15 protein-coding genes are annotated in these 17345 nt (G+C 72.8%); 8 read left to right on the top strand and 7 right to left on the bottom strand.

Going from position 1 to position 17345, the window contains the following annotated elements:
* Positions 1 to 150 precede the first annotated feature (150 nt).
* A complete protein-coding gene (locus tag BA175_RS02365; protein WP_069169504.1) occupies positions 151 to 897 on the bottom strand; it encodes a nitroreductase family protein in 747 nt (248 codons plus the stop codon).
* Positions 898 to 1227: 330 nt separating this feature from the next.
* On the opposite strand from BA175_RS02365, the gene BA175_RS02370 reads away from it, so the two are divergent.
* Genes BA175_RS02370 through BA175_RS02380 form a run of 3 tightly spaced genes read left to right on the top strand, consistent with a single transcriptional unit; the run spans position 1228 to position 3655 of the window.
* A complete protein-coding gene (locus tag BA175_RS02370; protein ID WP_069169505.1) occupies positions 1228 to 1461 on the top strand; it encodes an acyl carrier protein in 234 nt (77 codons plus the stop codon).
* Positions 1458 to 2732, top strand: a complete 1275-nt coding sequence (locus tag BA175_RS02375; RefSeq protein ID WP_069169506.1) for a beta-ketoacyl-[acyl-carrier-protein] synthase family protein — start codon at positions 1458 to 1460, stop codon at positions 2730 to 2732. The genes BA175_RS02370 and BA175_RS02375 overlap by 4 nt, the downstream gene beginning before the upstream one ends.
* 17 nt (positions 2733 to 2749) lie before the next feature.
* Positions 2750 to 3655 carry an alpha/beta fold hydrolase gene (locus BA175_RS02380; RefSeq protein WP_069169507.1) on the top strand — a complete coding sequence of 302 codons (906 nt, stop codon included), beginning with the start codon at positions 2750 to 2752 and terminating at the stop codon, positions 3653 to 3655.
* Positions 3656 to 3668: 13 nt separating this feature from the next.
* On the opposite strand, the gene BA175_RS02385 is transcribed toward BA175_RS02380, so the two are convergent.
* Positions 3669 to 6083, bottom strand: coding sequence for an endonuclease/exonuclease/phosphatase family protein (locus BA175_RS02385; RefSeq protein ID WP_069169508.1), 2415 nt, complete (start codon positions 6081 to 6083; stop codon positions 3669 to 3671).
* A gap of 637 nt (positions 6084 to 6720) precedes the next feature.
* Positions 6721 to 7167, bottom strand: a complete 447-nt coding sequence (locus BA175_RS02390) for a VOC family protein (protein WP_069169509.1) — start codon at positions 7165 to 7167, stop codon at positions 6721 to 6723.
* Between the two features lie 391 nt (positions 7168 to 7558).
* Here BA175_RS02390 and BA175_RS02395 point away from each other — a divergent pair, with 391 nt between their 5' ends.
* Both BA175_RS02395 and BA175_RS02400 read left to right on the top strand, forming a co-directional pair.
* Positions 7559 to 9055 (top strand): MFS transporter, encoded by a 1497-nt coding sequence (locus BA175_RS02395; RefSeq protein WP_069169510.1) that lies wholly within the window; start codon positions 7559 to 7561, stop codon positions 9053 to 9055.
* Complete coding sequence (locus BA175_RS02400) at positions 9052 to 10095, top strand: glutathione S-transferase family protein (RefSeq protein WP_069169511.1); 1044 nt, start codon at positions 9052 to 9054, stop codon at positions 10093 to 10095. The genes BA175_RS02395 and BA175_RS02400 overlap by 4 nt, the downstream gene beginning before the upstream one ends.
* Before the next feature lie 44 nt (positions 10096 to 10139).
* Here the strand turns inward: BA175_RS02400 and BA175_RS02405 are convergent, their stop codons facing one another.
* Positions 10140 to 11012 (bottom strand): DMT family transporter, encoded by an 873-nt coding sequence (locus BA175_RS02405; protein WP_069169512.1) that lies wholly within the window; start codon positions 11010 to 11012, stop codon positions 10140 to 10142.
* Between the two features lie 95 nt (positions 11013 to 11107).
* On the opposite strand from BA175_RS02405, the gene BA175_RS02410 reads away from it, so the two are divergent.
* Positions 11108 to 12235, top strand: a complete 1128-nt coding sequence (locus BA175_RS02410) for a winged helix DNA-binding domain-containing protein (RefSeq protein WP_069169513.1) — start codon at positions 11108 to 11110, stop codon at positions 12233 to 12235.
* Between the two features lie 4 nt (positions 12236 to 12239).
* Here BA175_RS02410 and BA175_RS02415 read toward each other — a convergent pair whose 3' ends face one another.
* Positions 12240 to 13025 (bottom strand): response regulator transcription factor, encoded by a 786-nt coding sequence (locus BA175_RS02415; protein WP_438947313.1) that lies wholly within the window; start codon positions 13023 to 13025, stop codon positions 12240 to 12242.
* Positions 13026 to 13202: 177 nt separating this feature from the next.
* Here BA175_RS02415 and BA175_RS02420 point away from each other — a divergent pair, with 177 nt between their 5' ends.
* Positions 13203 to 14879 carry an AMP-binding protein gene (locus BA175_RS02420; RefSeq protein ID WP_069169515.1) on the top strand — a complete coding sequence of 559 codons (1677 nt, stop codon included), beginning with the start codon at positions 13203 to 13205 and terminating at the stop codon, positions 14877 to 14879.
* Positions 14876 to 16483 carry an AMP-binding protein gene (locus BA175_RS02425; RefSeq protein ID WP_069169516.1) on the top strand — a complete coding sequence of 536 codons (1608 nt, stop codon included), beginning with the start codon at positions 14876 to 14878 and terminating at the stop codon, positions 16481 to 16483. Before BA175_RS02420 ends, BA175_RS02425 begins: the two co-directional genes overlap by 4 nt.
* Before the next feature lie 40 nt (positions 16484 to 16523).
* On the opposite strand, the gene BA175_RS30840 is transcribed toward BA175_RS02425, so the two are convergent.
* Together BA175_RS30840 and BA175_RS02435 are read right to left on the bottom strand one after the other, a co-directional pair.
* The gene (locus BA175_RS30840; RefSeq protein ID WP_069169517.1) at positions 16524 to 16745 is read right to left on the bottom strand and encodes a hypothetical protein; all 222 of its coding nucleotides are present in this window, start codon (positions 16743 to 16745) and stop codon (positions 16524 to 16526) included.
* A 72-nt stretch (positions 16746 to 16817) separates the two neighbouring features.
* Positions 16818 to 17345 carry a GNAT family N-acetyltransferase gene (locus BA175_RS02435; RefSeq protein ID WP_069169518.1) on the bottom strand — a complete coding sequence of 176 codons (528 nt, stop codon included), beginning with the start codon at positions 17343 to 17345 and terminating at the stop codon, positions 16818 to 16820.

A 17345-nucleotide genomic window follows, 5' to 3' on the forward strand; every position in this document is an offset into this window, starting at 1 on the left:
GAGCGCGCCCAGGCTATCCAGCCCGCCCGGGTCCGACAACGGCGCCTCGCTGGCATCAACTTGCCTTCACTCCAATGGAGTTGCGGCCATCGAGGGACCCTTTCGGGCTGCCGCCGCCCTCGGTGCGGAGGGCGGCGGGTCACGCTCATGTCACCAGCGGTCCCGATGGATGACGTCGGCCACGGGCCGGCGCCGGACCGGACCGAAGTTGCCCTGCGGCCACCCCACCGGGACGGCGGCGAAGGTGTGGGTGTCGGCGGGTATGCCGAGCACCTCCTTCCACTCCTGCTCCAGCATCAGGTGCCAGATGGTGATGTTGGCGGCGAGCCCCAGGGCCCGGGCCGCGAGCAGGATGTTCTGGACGCCCGGATAGACGCAGGAGCCCTCCGCGAGTGCCTGGAAGCGCGTCTGCGTGCTCGTCATGTGCTCGATCCCCGCCGGGCCGAGGGCCTGGGCGTAGACCTGCAGGCCCTCCTCGTCGAACCGGGGCTCGGGGAACTTGTAGCAGGGGATGATCAGGGCCGGGGTGTCCGCGAAGTGGTCCCGCTGGTATTCGATGGCCGCGACCATCCGCCCGTACGCCGCGTCGTCCATGCCCTTCGGCGCGTGCTTCCCGGTCGTCGCCAGGTAGGCGTCCACGCACCGCTTCCACAGCGGGGCCAGGCGGGCCATCGTCTCGCGGCCGGTGACGACCACGTACTCGTAACACTGCATGTTGCCGCCGCTGGGTCCCCAGACGGCTGCCTGTATCAGCTGATCGAGCGTCTCCTCCGGCACGGGGTCCGGCTTGAGGCGGCGCATGGCGCGCATGGTGGACATGGTCGCGAAGAGGCCGGGCCCGTCGAGCGGGGGCCCTCCGGCCGCGGACGTGCCGGCCTGAACGGTTTCGAAGGTCATGATCGCGGAGTGTACGGCTCAAGCCCGGGCCCCGGCAGTCCCGTTGGGCGCCGGAGCACGGCGTGCGCCGACGCCGCCGGCGCCACGCCGCCGTCACGGTCCTCGCGGCACGGCGCCGGGCCACGTGCGGTACACGCCGGGTCGTCCGCCGCCAGGACCCGCCGGATTCGCACACCTGCCCGTCCCCCCTCCTCACGGGGGAACGAGGGCCCGGAATCCGGCCGCGAAGGCGTATAAAGGGTCCCTCCCGAGCAGCCGGCGTCCCCCGATGGCCATCTCACCCACCACGCGGCCGGCGTCACCGCGTACCGAGAGCGGAGGAGCGTCCCCATGAGCACCTCGGAAGAGATCAGCGCCTTGCTCGTCACCAGGTTCGGGACCGATCCCGATGCCATCCGGCCCGAGGTACCGCTCCGTCAGCTGCGGCTGGACTCACTCGCCCTGGAGGAGCTGCGGCTGCTCATCGAGGACCGGATGGACATCGACCTGGAGGACGTCGTCCTCTCCTCGCGCGACACGGTCGGCCGGCTCGTCGCGGCCGTGAGCAGCAAGGCCGGCGCGTGAGCGGCCGGGGGCCGTCCACGCGCACCCTCACGCCCCCGGGCATCGAGCCGTTCGACGCGGCGGTCACCGGGATCGGCCTGGTCACGGCGGCGGGAGTGGGAGCCCGGGCGGCCTGGGACGGGGTGTGCGACGCGACCGCCGCCCCGAGCGTCCTGCACCGGAAGGAACTGGCCGGGCTCCCCTGTGACTTCATGTACACCATCACCGGACTCGACACCGACGCCGCCCTCGGCGTCGCCGCCCTGCGTCTGATGGACCGCTTCTCGCAGCTCGCCGTGATCGCCGCCCGCGAGGCCGTCGCCGACGCCGGACTCGACCCCGCGGTCTGGGACAGCGGCCGGGTCGCCGTCGTCATCGGTTCCGCCCACGGCGGACTGCCCTTCTACGACGCCCAGCACGCCGCGCTCACCGAGCGCGGCGCCCGCCGCGTCTCCCCGAAGCTCGCCCCGCTGACCGTCGTCAACGGGGCCGCCAGCAGCGTCGCGATGGACCTGGGCGTCCACGGACCGAGCCAGGCCGTCTCCACGGCCTGCTCCTCGGGCACCGTCGCCATCGGCACCGCCCACCAGATGCTGCGCGCCGGTGCGTGCGACATCGTCGTCGCCGGCGGCGCCGAATCGGTCTGCTCCCGGCTGCTGATCGCCAGCGCCTGCCAGATGCGGGCGGTCTCCACCCGGCGCGACGACCCGCAGGCGGCCTGCCGCCCCTTCGACACGCACCGCGACGGCTTCGTCGTCGGGGAGGGCGCCGGACTCCTCGTCATGGAGCGCCCCGAGCACGCCCGCGCCCGCGGGGCCACCGTCCGTGCCCGCGTCACGGGCTACGGGGCGTCCAGCGACGCCCACTCCGCCGTAGCCCCCGACCCCGACGGCCTCGGCATCGAACGGGCGCTGCGCACCGCCCTGGCCGACGCGGGCGTCGACGGGGCGGAGGTCGGGCACGTGAACGCCCACGGCACCTCGACCGTCGCCAACGACCTCATCGAGGCGACCATGCTGCGGCGCGTCCTCGGCGAGCAGCCGCTCGTCACCTCCACCAAGGCGATGACCGGGCACACCCTCGGCGCCGCCGGCGGCATCGAGGCGGCGCTGACCGTACTGGCGCTCCAGCACCAGCTGGTACCGCCGACCGTCAACCTCGACGCGCCCGACCCCGGCATCCCCGTCGAGGTGGTCACCAAGGAGGCCAGGCGGAGCACGTTCGACCACGCGGTCAAGACCTCGCTCGGGTTCGGCGGCCACAACGCGGCACTCGTGCTCAGCAGGGCCTGAGGGGAAGCGGGAGCACGATGTCCGAGGAGATCATCCGCACCCTGACCGTGGAGGGACTGCGGTACGGCTACCGCGTCCTGCCACGCGCGAAGGACACCGGCGTACCCGGTACGGAACCCGTCCTCGTCCTCGGTGGAGCCCTGCAGGGCATGTTCGGCTGGCCGCAGATGGACGACCACCTGGGCCCGGTCGCCGACGTGGTGACCGCTGACCTGCCCGGCATGGGCACGGCGGACCCCCTGCCGCCCGGACCGAGCGCCTGCGTCCTGCGCGCCGCGGTCACCGGGATCATCGACGACCTCGGCGCCCCACGGGTCAACCTGTTCGGCTTCTCCTACGGCGCCGCCATCGCCTTCGGCTGCGCGCGGCACGACCCCGGGCGCATCGCCCGACTCGTCCTCGGCGGCGTACCCGTCCACGTCGGCGAGGAACAGCGGGACTACTGGCACCGGGCGCGTCGACGGCTCGCCGAGGGCGACACGGAGGGCTTCGCCGCGCTCGCCGCGGACGGGCTGATGTGCCTGGACCCGGAGCGGCCGGTGTACCGGGGGGAGCTGGCCAGGCGCTACGTACGGCGCTCGTTCCTGCACGCGCTCACCCACTCGGCGCACGCCGCCGACGCACTGGAGCGGGCACTGGGGGACCGGCCGGAGTTCTCCGGGGGGCTGTCGGGCGTGCCGGCCCTGGTCTTCGCCGGTGAGCACGACACGGTGACGCCTCCGGAGCGGCAGCGGGAGTTCGCCGGGACGATCGAGGGCAGCCGGTTCCTCACCCTCGCGGACTCCGACCACTGGGTCGTACTGGAGCGGTCGGAGGACGTCGCCGCACTCGTCACCCGTTTCTTCACCGACCGGCCCCTCGATCCGGCGCCGGCCCGGCTCCCCCACCAGGTCACGGCCGCGGACGGCGCGGCCGTGACCTGAGCGGGCCCGCTCGTCAGTGCTTCGGGCCGCCGCCGTTCACGTCGATCCGCACGATCTGCGGGTCGTGGTCGCTCGCCTGGTCGGCGAACTCGGCGTTGATGTGCACCACGTCGTAGTCGAAGCGCCGGACGGCGGGACTCGTCAGGATGTGGTCCAGCGTCTGCGCGTTGCCGTCGTAGACGTAGCTGTACTGCTCGTCGGCGGGGAGCGTCGTGATCAGCGGCCGCAGGACCCCGCCCGCGGTCAGTGCGTCCATCGTCGGGGAGAACGCGAAGTCGTTCAGGTCGCCGAGCGTGATCACCCGGGCAGAGCGGTCCGCCTCCAGCAGCGACGTCACGAAGGTGTTGACCTCCGCGGCCTGCTGCACCCGCTTCGTCTCCGAACTGCGCACGGGCTCCTGGTAGCGGCCGTGCAGGGGCTGGTCACCGCCCTTGGACGCGAAGTGGTTGCCGATGACGAAGACCGGCTTGCCGCGGAAGCGGAACTCGCCCACCAGCGGCTTGCGGCTGTCGTTCCAGGCGGCGCTCGTCGGGTTGATCCGGCCCGGTGAGACGGAGAGCGTGACGCCCTTCCTCGTCTTCACGGCCTCGACGGCGGTGGTCGCGTCCCCGCCCTCCCGGTCCACGAAGTCGACCCGTTCGGGGTTGTAGAGGAAGACGTTACGGATGTTCCCGCCGGGCTCGCCGCCGTCCTGGCCGTCCGCCGGGGCCACGTAGCGCCAGGCGTACCGGGGGCCGCCCGCGGCGACGATCGCGTCCGTGAAGCGCTGCAGTGTCGCCTCGGAGCCCACGGTCCCGTCCTTCACCGGGCCGTTGTCGTCCTGGATCTCCTCCAGCGACACGATGTCGGGGGAGGCGAGGGCGACGGCGACACCCGTGGCCAGGGTGTCGAACGTGGACTGCTCGTCCAGCGCGTCCAGGTTCTCCACGTTGTACGTGGCGACGGCGAGCTCCTTGTGCTTCTGCTTGCGCGTCACCTCGCGTTCGAGGCCGTTGTCCTGGAGCGCGCCCAACTCGGTCGCCTGGACGTTGTACCCGCCGTACGAGGCGTAGTCGACGACGCCCGTGGTCGTGCCGGTCAGCACGTCGCCCACGTCGGCCACCGGGACCGGCTGCGCGGCGTCCAGCGACATCACCTTGAGGCGGCCGGTGTTCGGGTCCTCGTACGACCGGTACAGGGTCCCGCCGCGCCGGGTCGGGTTCTCCTCGGGCTTGACCGTCACCCAGACCTCGCCGTACGCGGTCGTCGCACCGGTCACCCGGGTGTCGGCCATCGTGACGCGGGCGCCCTCCAGCGACTCGTACAGGTCCAGCGCGTACGTGGCCGGGTCGAGGGTCAGGGCGTCGATCGAACCGCCGCCGGCCGTCGGCACGTAGCCGTCCGGCACCGAGGCCGCGTCCAGGACGACGGGCGCGGGCAGGGCGTTGCCCGAGGACAGGACCGTGGTCAGCGGGGAGGTGATCTGGGTGAGCGACTGGGTCGCGGTGCCCGGGTAGTACTCGGCCACCTTGCCGCTGACCAGCACCGAGTCCCCGACGGCGACGGTGGGGGTGGCGGATCCGGTGTAGACGAACAGGCCCTCGCTCGTACGGGCGTCGGCGTCCGGCGCGGTGTCCTGGATCCAGAAGCCGCGCGAGCCGGAGGAACGTACGCCGGTGACGACGCCGGGCACCCCGGTCACCGGCCGGCCGGCGAACGGGGAGACGCGTGTCGTGCCCTGGATGTCGTGCACCCGCACGGTGCCGGGCTCGGTCGGGCCGCCGGGCTCGCCCGGACCGCTCCCGCCCGCGCTCTCGCCGGCCGCGTTGACCGGCGTCGGGGTGCCCGCAGTCAGGTCGGCCGCGTTGTCGTCGGTGTCCGCGAGGGACGCGCCGCGCGCCACGGAGGCGGTGGCCGAGGCGCCCGCCGCCGGACCGCTGCCCTCGCGCACGACCGCGGAGCCGTAGCCGACGAGGTCGACGATCCGGGTGTCGGCCGCACAGTCCGCGACGGTCCTGCAGGTGAGCGGGGTGGTCCCGGAGACGAGCGCGACGGTGCCGCTCGACGCGGACATCGCGACCGTGCCGGTGGCGTCCGCGGCCGGGAGCGCCACCGTGCCGCCGGTGCCCGCCGCCTGGGCGACGAGGTAGCGGCCACCGGGCGCGACGGAGCCGGTCAGCGCGGACACCTGCCACAGCGAGCCGGCGGACGGACTCCCCGGCAGGTACTGGACGCTGAGCCCGGACAGGCCGAACGTGCCCGAACCCGCGTTGGCCAGCTCGATGAAGTCACGGGTGAGCGTCGCACCGGAGTTGCCTCCGCCCCCGTACACCTCGGAGATGACGACGGTGGACGACGGCGCCGCGAACGCGGCGGGCAGCGCGGTCACCGACAGGGTCACGGCGACGGCGCCGGCCAGCAGGGCGGAACCGGGTCTGGCTGTCTGCACGGGAACTGCCCCTTACATGTGGAGTGAGAGGGCAAAAGCTATGCGCGTAGACCAGAGGTGACAAGGTATCGAAAGGTTAATTCCTGGAAACGGAAGGGTCCGTGCCCCGCCTCGGAGCTCATCGGGCCGACGCGGCGGAGGTGTTGCGCCCGACCACCTCCGGGCCGTGCCCGCCATCCGGGGCCGTGCCCACCCCGGCCCGCCGGGCGGCGCCCGGGTGTGACGCCGCGGGGCGACACGGCCGGCGTCCGCTCCACCTGGGCGCTCCCCAGGGCGTGTTGCGGAAGGAGCGTCGTCCGCCCGGAGGACGGGCCGGGCGGTCCGATGCGGGCGATCACGCGACGGAGGGGAGCCCCGGCACCGGAGGTATCGGGGCGGCCCCGGCACCACGAGTGGGGGCCGCCCTTCCGGGGCAGGACGTGCCGGACGGCGGGGACGTCCGCGACACGGCCTGAGGGAAGTCCTGGTTCCCGGTGGATCGGCGCGCGGCGTCGGATGCGGGCATCGCACGGCGGAGGGACGTCCGCATACGGGATGGAGGAGGACGTTCCGACCGCACGGCGAGGTGCCGTAGCTGTCGTCGCGCGCCCGCCGTGACGTGCGGGACTGCCCCTACGCCGCTACGCGCCGCCGCCGCTCACCGGCCGGGCGCCGCGCCGTCGTCGGGGCTGACCGGCTCCGGACCGTTCCGCGGACGCCGGGCGGGGGACACGGCCAGCGAGAACGAATGCCCGGCGGGATCGTTGTAGACGCGGACGTCGCTCGGACCGTTGTTGCTCTCGCGCGTGTCCACCGGCCGGGCGCCGAGGCTTATCGCCTCGCGCTCGGCCTCGTCCATGTCCCCCGGGTCCACCAGGATGCGCAGGTGCGCCTGCTGGGAATCCTCCGGGCGCGGCCAGCTCGGCGGCGCGTAGCCGTGGTCGCGGCGGACGGCCAGGTGCACACCGTCGTGGCCCACAATCTCGAGGAAGTCGGGGTCGTCCGCCCGGCGCGTCCCGGCGCCGAGGAGAGCCGCGTAGAACTGCGCGAGCTCGGCGGGTTCGGCACAGTCCAGAACCAGAACACTCGTTTTTGCGACAGTCATGTTCCACCGGTACCCCCGTCCGGGAGGGGCACGCCGGGACGGGGCGGCGACCTCCGCCCGGACCGGCCCGCGCGGGTCCGCCGTCCCATTCCCGGGGAACGTACGGGCGACGGCCCCGGCACGGTCCTGAGGGCCTCGGCACCGCCCGTCCGCGCGGCGTTCCGGAACGGCTTGTCCGGCCGCCCGCACCTGACGGGCCGTCGCGCGCCCCGGGGGTCGTGCCACGAGGGCTACGGCGGGGGCGCCACGACGGCTACGGCACCTCACCGCACTGCCGGGACACCTCCGGCCGGCCTCCCCTGACCCGGCACCCCCGCGCCGTCCGCTGCACCGCCTCCACCGCCGCGCGCTGATCCACCGGGAAACGCGGGACTGCCCGTAGGGTGCGGTCATGGCAGAGAGCACGGGAAACGGGGACGCGGCCTCCTCCGAGGCCGATCCCCCGGACCCCCGTCGCTGGCGGGCTCTCGCCGTCTGCCTGGTGGCGGGCTTCATGACGCTGCTGGACGTGTCCATCGTCAACGTGGCGCTGCCGTCCATCAAGACGGGCCTGCGGACCCCGGAGTCCGACCTGCAGTGGGTGCTGTCCGGGTACGCGCTCGCCTTCGGGCTCGTCCTCATCCCCGGCGGCCGGCTCGGCGACGCCCGCGGGCGCCGTGCCGTCTTCATGGCGGGGCTCGCCCTGTTCACCCTGTCCTCCGCCGCCTGCGGGGCCGCCCAGTCCAGCACCTGGCTCGTGGTCGCCCGGCTCGTCCAGGGCGCGGCGGGCGGGCTGCTCGCCCCTCAGATCTCCGCGCTGATCCAGCAGATGTTCTCCGGCCGCGAACGGGGCCGCGCCTTCGGCATGTTCGGCACCGTCGTCGGCATCTCCACCGCTGTGGGACCTCTTCTGGGCGGGCTCCTCATCCAGGTGGCCGGAGCCCGGGAGGGCTGGCGCTGGGTGTTCTACGTCAATCTGCCCATCGGACTCGTCTGCCTCCTGCTGGCCCGGCGGCTGCTCCCGGACACGCCGTCCGCGACCCGGGTCCGGCCCCGCGACCTCGACCCGCTCGGCGTGCTGCTCCTCGGCGCCGGCGTGCTCGCCCTGCTGCTGCCGTTCGTCCAGGCCCAGCAGTGGCCGGGCAACGGCAAATGGCTGCTCCTCGTGGTGGCTCTGGCGCTGCTCACCGTGTTCACCCTGTGGGAGGCGTGCTGCGCCGGACGCCATGTCCAGCCGGTCCTGAACCTCTCGCTCTTCCGGCTCCGGTCCTTCTGGCTGGGCTGCCTGATGATCCTGCTGTACTTCGCCGGCTTCACCTCGATCTTCTTCATCACCACGCTCTACTTCCAGTCCGGACTGCACTACAGCGCCCTCGAAGCGGGGCTGGCGATCACCCCCTTCGCGGTGGGCGCCGGTGCCTCCGCGGGCATCGGCGGCCGGCTGGTCCACCGCTTCGGACGGCCACTGATCGTCGTCGGACTCGCCATGGTGGCCGCCGGGCTCGGCCTCACCGCACTGGCCGCCCACCTGGTGCCCGGACGGGGCGCCGGGCTCGCCATGGCCGCGCCGCTGCTGCTGGCCGGCCTCGGCAGCGGACTCGTCATCGCCCCCAACCAGACCCTCACCCTCTCCGAGGTGCCCGTGCCGAACGCGGGCAGCGCCGGAGGAACCCTCCAGACCAGCCAGCGCGTCGGCTCGGCCATCGGGATCGCCGCCGTGGGATCGGTCTTCTTCGCCCGGCTGGGCGCGGACGGCTGGGCGGACGCCTACGACCGGGGGCTGATCGTCTCGGTGGCCTTCGTCCTCGCCGGGCTGATCGTCGCCCTGGCCGACGTCGTGGCCGGCCGGCGGGGAAGGAGGGACGGGGAGAAGGAACCCACACCCGAAGCGACAAGGAGATCACCATGACCGGCACAGCGGACCACCCGGCCGACCCGGAACCCGGCGGGAACACCTCGTACGGCCACAAGCCCTTCAAGCGGTCCCGGAGTCACTTCGCCGACCGCATCACCGCCGACGGACGCGACGGCTGGCCCGTCGAGGCGGGACGCTACCGGCTGGTCGTCAGCCGGGCCTGCCCGTGGGCGAGCCGGTCGCTGGTCTCCCGGCGGCTGCTCGGTCTGGAGAGCGCCCTGTCGCTGGCCGTCACCGACCCTCTCCAGGACGACCGCAGCTGGCGCTTCACCCTCTACGAGGGCGGCCGCGACCCGGTGCTCGGCATCCGCTACCTGAGCGAGGCCTACGACGCCCGGGAGCGCGACTACCCCGGCGGTGTCAGCGTGCCGGCGATCGTCGACGTACCGAGCGGGCGGCTTGTCACCAACGACTACCAGCAGATCACCCTCGACCTGGCCACCGAGTGGTCGGACCTGCACCGCCCCGGCGCCCCCGACCTCTACCCCGAGCGGCTGCGCGGCGAGATCGACGAGGTGATGGAGGGGATCTACCGGGACGTCAACAACGGTGTCTACCGGGCCGGGTTCGCCAGCCGGCAGGGCGAGTACGAGGCCGCCTACGTCGACGTCTTCCACCGCCTCGACGTGGTCTCCGAGCGGCTCGCCGGGCAGCGCTACCTGGTCGGGGACACCATCACCGAGGCGGACATCCGGCTGTTCACCACCCTGGTGCGGTTCGACGCCGTGTACCACGGCCACTTCAAGTGCAACCGCACGAAGCTGAGCGAGGACCCGGTCCTCTGGGCGTACGCCCGCGACCTCTACCAGACGCCCGGCTTCGGTGACACCGTCGACTTCGACCACATCAAACAGCATTACTACCGGGTGCACACCGGCATCAACCCCACCGGCATCGTGCCGCTGGGGCCCGACCTGTCCGGCTGGCTGACCCCGCACCACCGGGAGCAGCTGGGCGGCCGGCCGTTCGGCGACGGCACCCCGCCCGGCCCGGTGCCGCCCGGCGAGGAGGTACCCGCCGCGGGCCGTCCCTGACCGGAGGCCGAGGACCGGGGAGCGGGGGCGCTCCGCGCCCCGTGTCACCTCACCCGCGAGGGCGGCCCCGCGCTCCCGGAGGCCAGCGGCGAACGGGCCAGGACCACGCAGCCCACGGCGATCAGGGCGATACCGGCCAGCTGGGGCAGCAGCCACCAGCCGCTCCGCAGCTCCTCGCCGTAGAGCGTCACCCCGTACAGCACACTGATCAGCGCGTCCCCGAGCGTCAGCATCGGCTGCACGGCCACCAGCGTGCCCGCCTGCAAGGCGTTCTGGAGCAGGAACAGCGCGCCGACGCCGGCCGCGGCCGTGGCGTACAGCTGCCAGGCCGTCAGCAGGGCCGTGAGACCGCCCCCCGCCTCCAGCAGCGCCATGGCGTCCTTCATCAGCGCCGCCGTCAGGGCGTAACCGCAGGCCGCCGCCAGGCCGAGCAGGGCTGCCCGGGCGTTGTCGCGCAGCGCGAGCGCGGCGGAGATCAGGGCGGTCTCGAAGAGACCGGTGAGCACCAGGGCCGGAATCCAGGCGGTCCCTCGCACGCTCCCGCTTCCCCCGACGGGCGAGGCGGACGCCATGCCGAGCGCCAGGCCGAGTGTCACCGCCCCCACCCCGAGCCACACGGCCCGGGGCAACCGGGTCCGCATGAGGAACCCGGCGAGCAGCAGTGTCGCGGGCAGCTCGATCACGAAGATCGGCTGGACCACGGCGATCGGGCCGGTGGCCAGAGCGACGGCCTGGCAGACGGCCGCCAGGATCACCAGGGCGATGCCGCCGAGCCACACCTTCTGGCGCAGCAGGTACCCGAACAGCGACAGGCGCATCACCTCGCCGTGAGGCACGTTCAGGGCGGCGCGCCGCTGCAGGACCGACGCGGAACCGTTGCTGAGGGCGGTCAGGACGGCGAACAGGACACTGATCACGGCTCCATCATGGGGGCCGGCCGGGCCTCACCCGCGGTGCCGCGTCCCTGGGGGTGTCGGGCGCACAGGGGCGGCGCCCGCGTACCCTGCCGCCCATGGCCGTGAAGCATCCTCCCGTACTCTCCGTCCGGGCCCTCAACAGAGCCACACTGGCACGCCAGTTGCTGTTGAGCCGTGCCGCCGCACCGGTGGCGGACACCGTCCGGCACCTGCTGGGGCTGCAGGCGCAGAACACCAGGCCGCCGTACTTCCAGCTGTTCGCCCGGCTCGAGGGCTTCGCCCCGCTGGACCTCTCCGCGCTCATGGAGTCCCGCGAGGTGGTCAGGATCGTCACCCTGCGCTCGACCATCCACACCCACACCGCCGAGGACGCCCTCACCCTGCGCCCGCTGGTGCAGCCGGCCCGGCAACGGGAGCTCAACGTGTTCCGGCACGGGCTCACGGGTGTGGACCTCGACCGGCTCGCCTCCCTCAGCAGGGAACTCGTGGAGGAACGGCCCCGCACCATGAAGGAGTTGAGGCAGGAGCTGCTGGTCCACTGGCCGGAGGCCGACCCCAGGGCCCTCGCGGTCGCCGCCCGCTGCACGCTGCCGCTCGTCCAGGTCACCCCGCGTGGGCTGTGGGGGCGCAGCGGGCAGGTCGCCCTGACGACGGCCGAGCACTGGCTGGGCCGCCCGCCGAGGCCCGCGGCCTCGCCGGAGGAGACCGTACTGCGCTATCTCGGCGCGTTCGGGCCCGCGTCGGTGAAGGACATGCAGGCATGGGCCGGACTCACCCGGCTGCGCGAGGTGTTCGAACGGCTGCGACCGCGGCTGGTCACCTTCCGCGACGGGAGCGGCACGGAACTCTTCGACCTGCCGGACGCCCCGCGCCCCGACCCGGCCACCCCGGCCCCACCGCGCTTCCTGCCCGAGTTCGACAACGTACTGCTCGGTCACGCCGACCGCACCCGGGTGATCCCGCCCGTGCTCAAGGGGCGCAACGGCGTCGGCAACCAGTCCTACGGCACCGTGCTCGTCGACGGCTTCCTGGCCGCGCTCTGGCGCCTCGACGTCACGGCGGACAAGGCGACCGTCACCGTCCAGGACCTGGTCGAACTCTCCCGCGCCCAGCGTACGGAGATCGCGCAGGAAGCCGAGCACATGATGACGGTGATGTCGCCCGCGGCCGCCTACGACGTCCGGTTCGCCGCCTTCGTCGGCTTCCCCGACCTCACACCCTGACCCCTCACGGAAGGAGCCCCGCCCGGCGCGCGGCCACCACCGCCTCCAGACGGGTGTGGGCGCCCAGCTTGCGCATCGCGGAGCGCAGGTAGCCCTTCACCGTCTCCGGGCGCAGCCCCAGCCGCTCGGCCGCCGAGGCGTTCGTCGCCCCGGACGCGACGCAGGCGACCACGTCCAGCTCGCGGGGCGCCAGCCGTACGCCAGGGGCCGCGGGGGAGCCGGCCGGCCCCGCCCCCGTGTCCGCGGCCGAGGCGAGGCGCCCGCACACCGCGAGCAGTTCCCCGCGCAGGGCCGGGTCGCTGATCCGCGGGGCCAGCGCGCGCAGCTCACGGTGGGCCTCGCGGACGTCCTCCCAGGTGCCGGGGCCGGCGCCGGGGCCGCCCGGCTGCTCCCGGGTGGCCGCCAGCAGCTCCCGCACCTCGTCCCGGACGGCGAGTGCCTGTTCCACGTCACGGGCCGCCGCGACGGCCGCGTCGAACGTACGGTCCCCGAGGGTGAGCGGTGCGCGCAGGGCCCCGTACAGCACGCCGCGCACCGTGCGGCGGACGACTACGGGCACCGCGACGACCGAGCGCAGGCCCTCCGCGGCCACCGCCACGTCGTACTCGTGGCTGATGTGGCGGGAGGAGGGGTAGTCGGTCACCGCACACGGGCGTGACAGGGCGATCGCCTTGCCGCCCAGCCCGCTGCCCGCCGAGATCACGAGTCCGCGGAGCGCGGTGGTCTGCGCCCCGTTCAGCTCGGCGATCCGGGCGTGGCGGGCGTCGGAGAGCAGCCCGCCGAACACCATGGGCAGGCCGCTGGTGCGGCGCAGCCGCAACAGCGCCGTCTGCAGTTCGATCACCTCGCCCGGGTCCGGCACGCCGATGACTCTCCGTCCTGAAGATCCTCCCCCCGTTCGGGGGTGGTGAGATCTGGGTCACTGTTCACATGATGTTAAAGGACGGGTTCGTCAAGAGGAGGGCACATGCCGGCAACGAGCGCGACGCAGAGGTTCCGGGCGGCCCGGGACTTCCTGCTCGAGCACCGTGAGGACTACGAGAAGGCCTACGAGGGCTTCCGCTGGCCCCGCTCGGACCACTTCAACTGGGCGCTCGACTGGTTCGACGTCATCGCCGAAGGAAACGACCGCACCGCCCTGCACATCGTGGAGGAGGACGGCGGACGCACGGAGGTCTCCTTCGCCGCGATGGCCGCCCGGTCCAACCGGGCCGCGAACTGGATGCGGGCCCAGGGCGTCAGGGCCGGCGACCGGATCCTGGTCATGCTCGGCAACCAGGCCGAGCTGTGGGAGACCGCCCTCGCCGCGATGAAGCTGCGCGCCGTCGTCATCCCGGCCACGCCGCTGCTGGGCCCGGCCGACCTGCGCGACAGGGTCGAGCGCGGCAAGGTGCGCCATGTGCTGGTCCGGGCACAGGACGCGGCCAAGTTCGACGAGGTGCCCGGCGGCTACACCCGCATGGCGGTGGGTGGCGACCTGGAGGGCTGGCTGTCCTACGGCGAGGCCGAGGCGGCACCGGACACCTTCACGGCGGACCGGGAGACCGACGCCGACGAGCCCCTGATGCTCTACTTCACCTCCGGCACTACGGCGAGTCCCAAGCTGGTCGAGCACACCCACGTCTCGTACCCGGTCGGGCATCTGGCCACCATGTACTGGATCGGGCTCAAGCCCGGCGACGTCCATCTGAACATCTCCTCGCCCGGCTGGGCGAAGCACGCCTGGTCGAACCTCTTCGCCCCGTGGAGCGCCGAGGCCACCGTCTTCATCTTCAACTACGACCGCTTCGACGCGGCCCGGCTGATGGCGGAGATGGACCGCTCGCGCGTGACCAGCTTCTGTGCCCCGCCCACCGTCTGGCGCATGTTGATCCAGGCCGACCTCTCGCAGCTGAGGACCCCGCCGCGCGAGGTCGTCGCGGCGGGCGAACCGCTCAACCCCGAGGTCATCGAGACGGTACGGCGCGCCTGGGGCGTCACCATCAGGGACGGATTCGGCCAGACGGAGACCGCCGTCCAGGTGGCCAACACCCCGGGGCAGCCGCTGAAGGCCGGTTCCATGGGCCGCCCCAGCCCCGGCTTCACGGTGGAACTCCTCGACCCGGTGACCGGCGAGCCCGGCGCCGCCGAGGGGGAGATCTCGCTCGACCTCGCCACCGCGCCGGTGGGGCTGATGACGGGGTATCACGGTGACCCGGAGCGTACGGCCGAGGCGATGGCGGGCGGCTACTACCGCACCGGGGACATCGGATCACGTGACGCGGACGGCTACATCACGTACGTGGGCCGTGCGGACGACGTGTTCAAGGCCTCCGACTACAAGATCTCGCCGTTCGAGCTGGAGAGCGCCCTGCTGGAGCACGAGGCGGTGGCCGAGGCGGCGGTCGTGCCGGCCCCCGACCCGGTGCGGCTCGCCGTCCCGAAGGCGTACGTCGTGCTCGCGGAGGGCTGGGAGCCGGGTCCGGAGACGGCGAAGGTGCTGTTCGAGCACTCCCGGGCCGTCCTCGCCCCGTACAAGCGCCTGCGCAGGCTCGAGTTCGCCGAGCTGCCCAAGACGGTGTCCGGCAAGATCCGCCGGATCGAACTGCGCGAGCGCACCGCCCAGGGCACCGGCACCGAGTTCGACGAGGGGGACCTGCGGTGAGCGCGCCTTCCTACGCGCACGGCACCGGCACCACCCCCCTGCTCGGTGACACCATCGGCCGCAACCTGGCCCGCGCGGTGGAGACGTTCCCCCGGCGGGAGGCGCTGGTCGACGTGGTGTCCGGCCGCCGCTGGACGTACGCCGAGTTCGGCGCGGACGTGGAGGAGCTGGCCCGAGGGCTGATGGCGTCCGGAGTGGCCAAGGGCGACCGGGTCGGCATCTGGGCGGTCAACTGCCCGGAGTGGGTGCTCGTCCAGTACGCGACGGCCCGCATCGGCGCCGTCATGGTCACCATCAATCCGGCGTACCGGGCGCACGAGTTGGAGTACGTCCTCCACCAGGCCGGCATCTCCCTGCTGGTGGCCTCGCTCGCCCACCGCACCAGCGACTACCGCGCGCTCGTCGACCAGGTCCGCGCCGACTGCCCCGAGTTGCGTGCCGTCCACTACATCGGCGACCCGTCGTGGGACGAGCTGACGGCGGCGTCGCAGTCCGTCACCCGGGAACAACTGCACGCCCGTGAGGCGGAGCTGTCCTGCGACGACCCGATCAACATCCAGTACACATCGGGCACCACCGGCTTCCCGAAGGGAGCCACCCTCTCCCACCACAACATCCTCAACAACGGTTACTTCGTTGGGGAGTTGGTTGCCTACACGGAGCACGACAGGGTCTGTCTGCCGGTGCCCTTCTATCACTGCTTCGGCATGGTCATGGGAAATCTCGGCATCACCTCGCACGGCGCCTGCATCGTGATCCCGGCCCCGGCCTTCGAGCCCGCCGCCGTGCTGGCCGCCGTTCAGCAGGAGCGCTGCACCTCGCTCTACGGCGTACCGACGATGTTCATCGCGGAGCTGAACCTCCCGGACTTCGCCTCGTACGACCTCTCCTCGCTGCGCACCGGGATCATGGCCGGGTCGCCGTGCCCGGTCGAGGTGATGAAGAGGGTCGTCGCCGAGATGCACATGGCGGAGGTGTCCATCTGCTACGGCATGACGGAGACCTCGCCCGTCTCCACCCAGACCCGCCGTGACGACGACCTGGAGCGCCGCACCGGCACGGTGGGGCGGGTGATGCCGCACATCGAGGTGAAGGTGACCGACCCGGTGACGGGACTGACGCTGCCGCGCGGCGAGGCCGGTGAGCTGTGCACCCGCGGTTACAGCGTGATGCTCGGTTACTGGGACCAGCCCGAGCGGACCGCCGAGGTCGTCGACGCGGGACGGTGGATGCACACGGGGGACCTCGCGGTGATGCGGGACGACGGGTACGTCCGGATCGTCGGCCGGATCAAGGACATGATCATCCGCGGCGGCGAGAACGTGTACCCGCGTGAGATCGAGGAGTTCCTGCACGGACATCCGAAGATCGCGGACGTACAGGTGGTCGGGGTGCCCGACGACACCTACGGCGAGGAGATCCTGGCCTGCGTCATCCCGCGCGACCCCGCCGACCCGCCGACCCTGGACGAGGTGACGGCGTACTGCCGTGAGCGGCTGGCGCACTACAAGATCCCGCGCGGACTGCGTGTGCTGGAGGCCTTCCCGATGACGGTGAGCGGCAAGGTCCGGAAGATCGAACTGCGCGAGGGCTACGGCGTCTGAGGGGTCCGGCCCGGGAGCGCCGGGCCGGACCGCCGACGGGTCAGGCGGCTTCGATGATGTCGGAGCCGATGCCCTGGGTCGCCGCCGCCCACTCGATGAGCAGCACCTCGTAGGCCGCGGACTCCACGGACGACCAGTCCTGGCCGGCCCGGGCGTCCACGAGGGCGCGGATCGCCTCGTTCGCCTCGACGGCGGCCGGATGTGTCGGCTGCATCGGGAGGACGGGCGTGGAGGGAAGGGGGAGCCGATGAGTTAAGACCATGTCTTCACTCTACGTCCCCATACTGACAACAGCCCGAACATATGCGGCCTGCGGGGGCACAGGTGACCGAAATCATTGCCCCGCGCCGGCGGCGTTCTCACGGCGCATGCAGACGCGCGGCCAGCGGTCCAGGCCGCTGCGGGCCTCCTGGGCCCTGACCGCCCGCAGCCCTGCGCCGATCTCGTCCTCCGCCAGGGTCCGGAAACCGAGACGGGTGTAGTACGGCGCGTTCCACGGCACTTCGGCGAACGTGGTCAGGGTGAGGGCCCTCAGTCCCTGCTGCCCGGCCCGATCGGCGAGATGGTCGATGAGGCCCCGTCCCACGCCCTGCCGGGACGCCGTCGGGTGGACCGACACCTGCTCGATGTGGGCGGCCGAGTCGATGCGGTCGGCGATCAGGTAGCCGACCGGGCGGTCGGTGTCCTCCTCCGCGGCCACCCAGCAGCGCCCGCCGAGGAGATAGCGCTCCAGCAGCCCGAGGGAGGGTGGCTCGTCGTCCGCCACCTCCCCCATGCCGAGGGCGCGGAACGGCTCGCCCGCGGCGCGCTCGATGTCCCGGAGCAGGGGGAGTTCGGACCGGCGGGCGGGGCGGAAGCGCAT

This window comes from Streptomyces griseus (assembly GCF_001715295.1).
Classification (GTDB): Bacteria; Actinomycetota; Actinomycetes; order Streptomycetales; family Streptomycetaceae; genus Streptomyces; species Streptomyces griseus_G.

Bases quoted from the DNA above. Each gene is read 5' to 3' on its own strand.
- BA175_RS02410 (WP_069169513.1), top strand. From the start codon at position 11,108: ATGGCCGTGAAGCATCCTCCCGTACTCTCCGTCCGGGCCCTCAACAGA.
- BA175_RS30840 (WP_069169517.1), bottom strand. From the start codon at position 16,745: ATGGTCTTAACTCATCGGCTCCCCCTTCCCTCCACGCCCGTCCTCCCG.
- BA175_RS02400 (WP_069169511.1), top strand. From the start codon at position 9,052: ATGACCGGCACAGCGGACCACCCGGCCGACCCGGAACCCGGCGGGAAC.
- BA175_RS02420 (WP_069169515.1), top strand. From the start codon at position 13,203: ATGCCGGCAACGAGCGCGACGCAGAGGTTCCGGGCGGCCCGGGACTTC.
- BA175_RS02380 (WP_069169507.1), top strand. From the start codon at position 2,750: ATGTCCGAGGAGATCATCCGCACCCTGACCGTGGAGGGACTGCGGTAC.
- BA175_RS02390 (WP_069169509.1), bottom strand. From the start codon at position 7,167: ATGACTGTCGCAAAAACGAGTGTTCTGGTTCTGGACTGTGCCGAACCC.
- BA175_RS02365 (WP_069169504.1), bottom strand. From the start codon at position 897: ATGACCTTCGAAACCGTTCAGGCCGGCACGTCCGCGGCCGGAGGGCCC.
- BA175_RS02435 (WP_069169518.1), bottom strand. From the start codon at position 17,345: ATGCGCTTCCGCCCCGCCCGCCGGTCCGAACTCCCCCTGCTCCGGGAC.
- BA175_RS02415 (WP_438947313.1), bottom strand. From the start codon at position 13,025: ATGGTGTTCGGCGGGCTGCTCTCCGACGCCCGCCACGCCCGGATCGCC.
- BA175_RS02370 (WP_069169505.1), top strand. From the start codon at position 1,228: ATGAGCACCTCGGAAGAGATCAGCGCCTTGCTCGTCACCAGGTTCGGG.
- BA175_RS02395 (WP_069169510.1), top strand. From the start codon at position 7,559: ATGGCAGAGAGCACGGGAAACGGGGACGCGGCCTCCTCCGAGGCCGAT.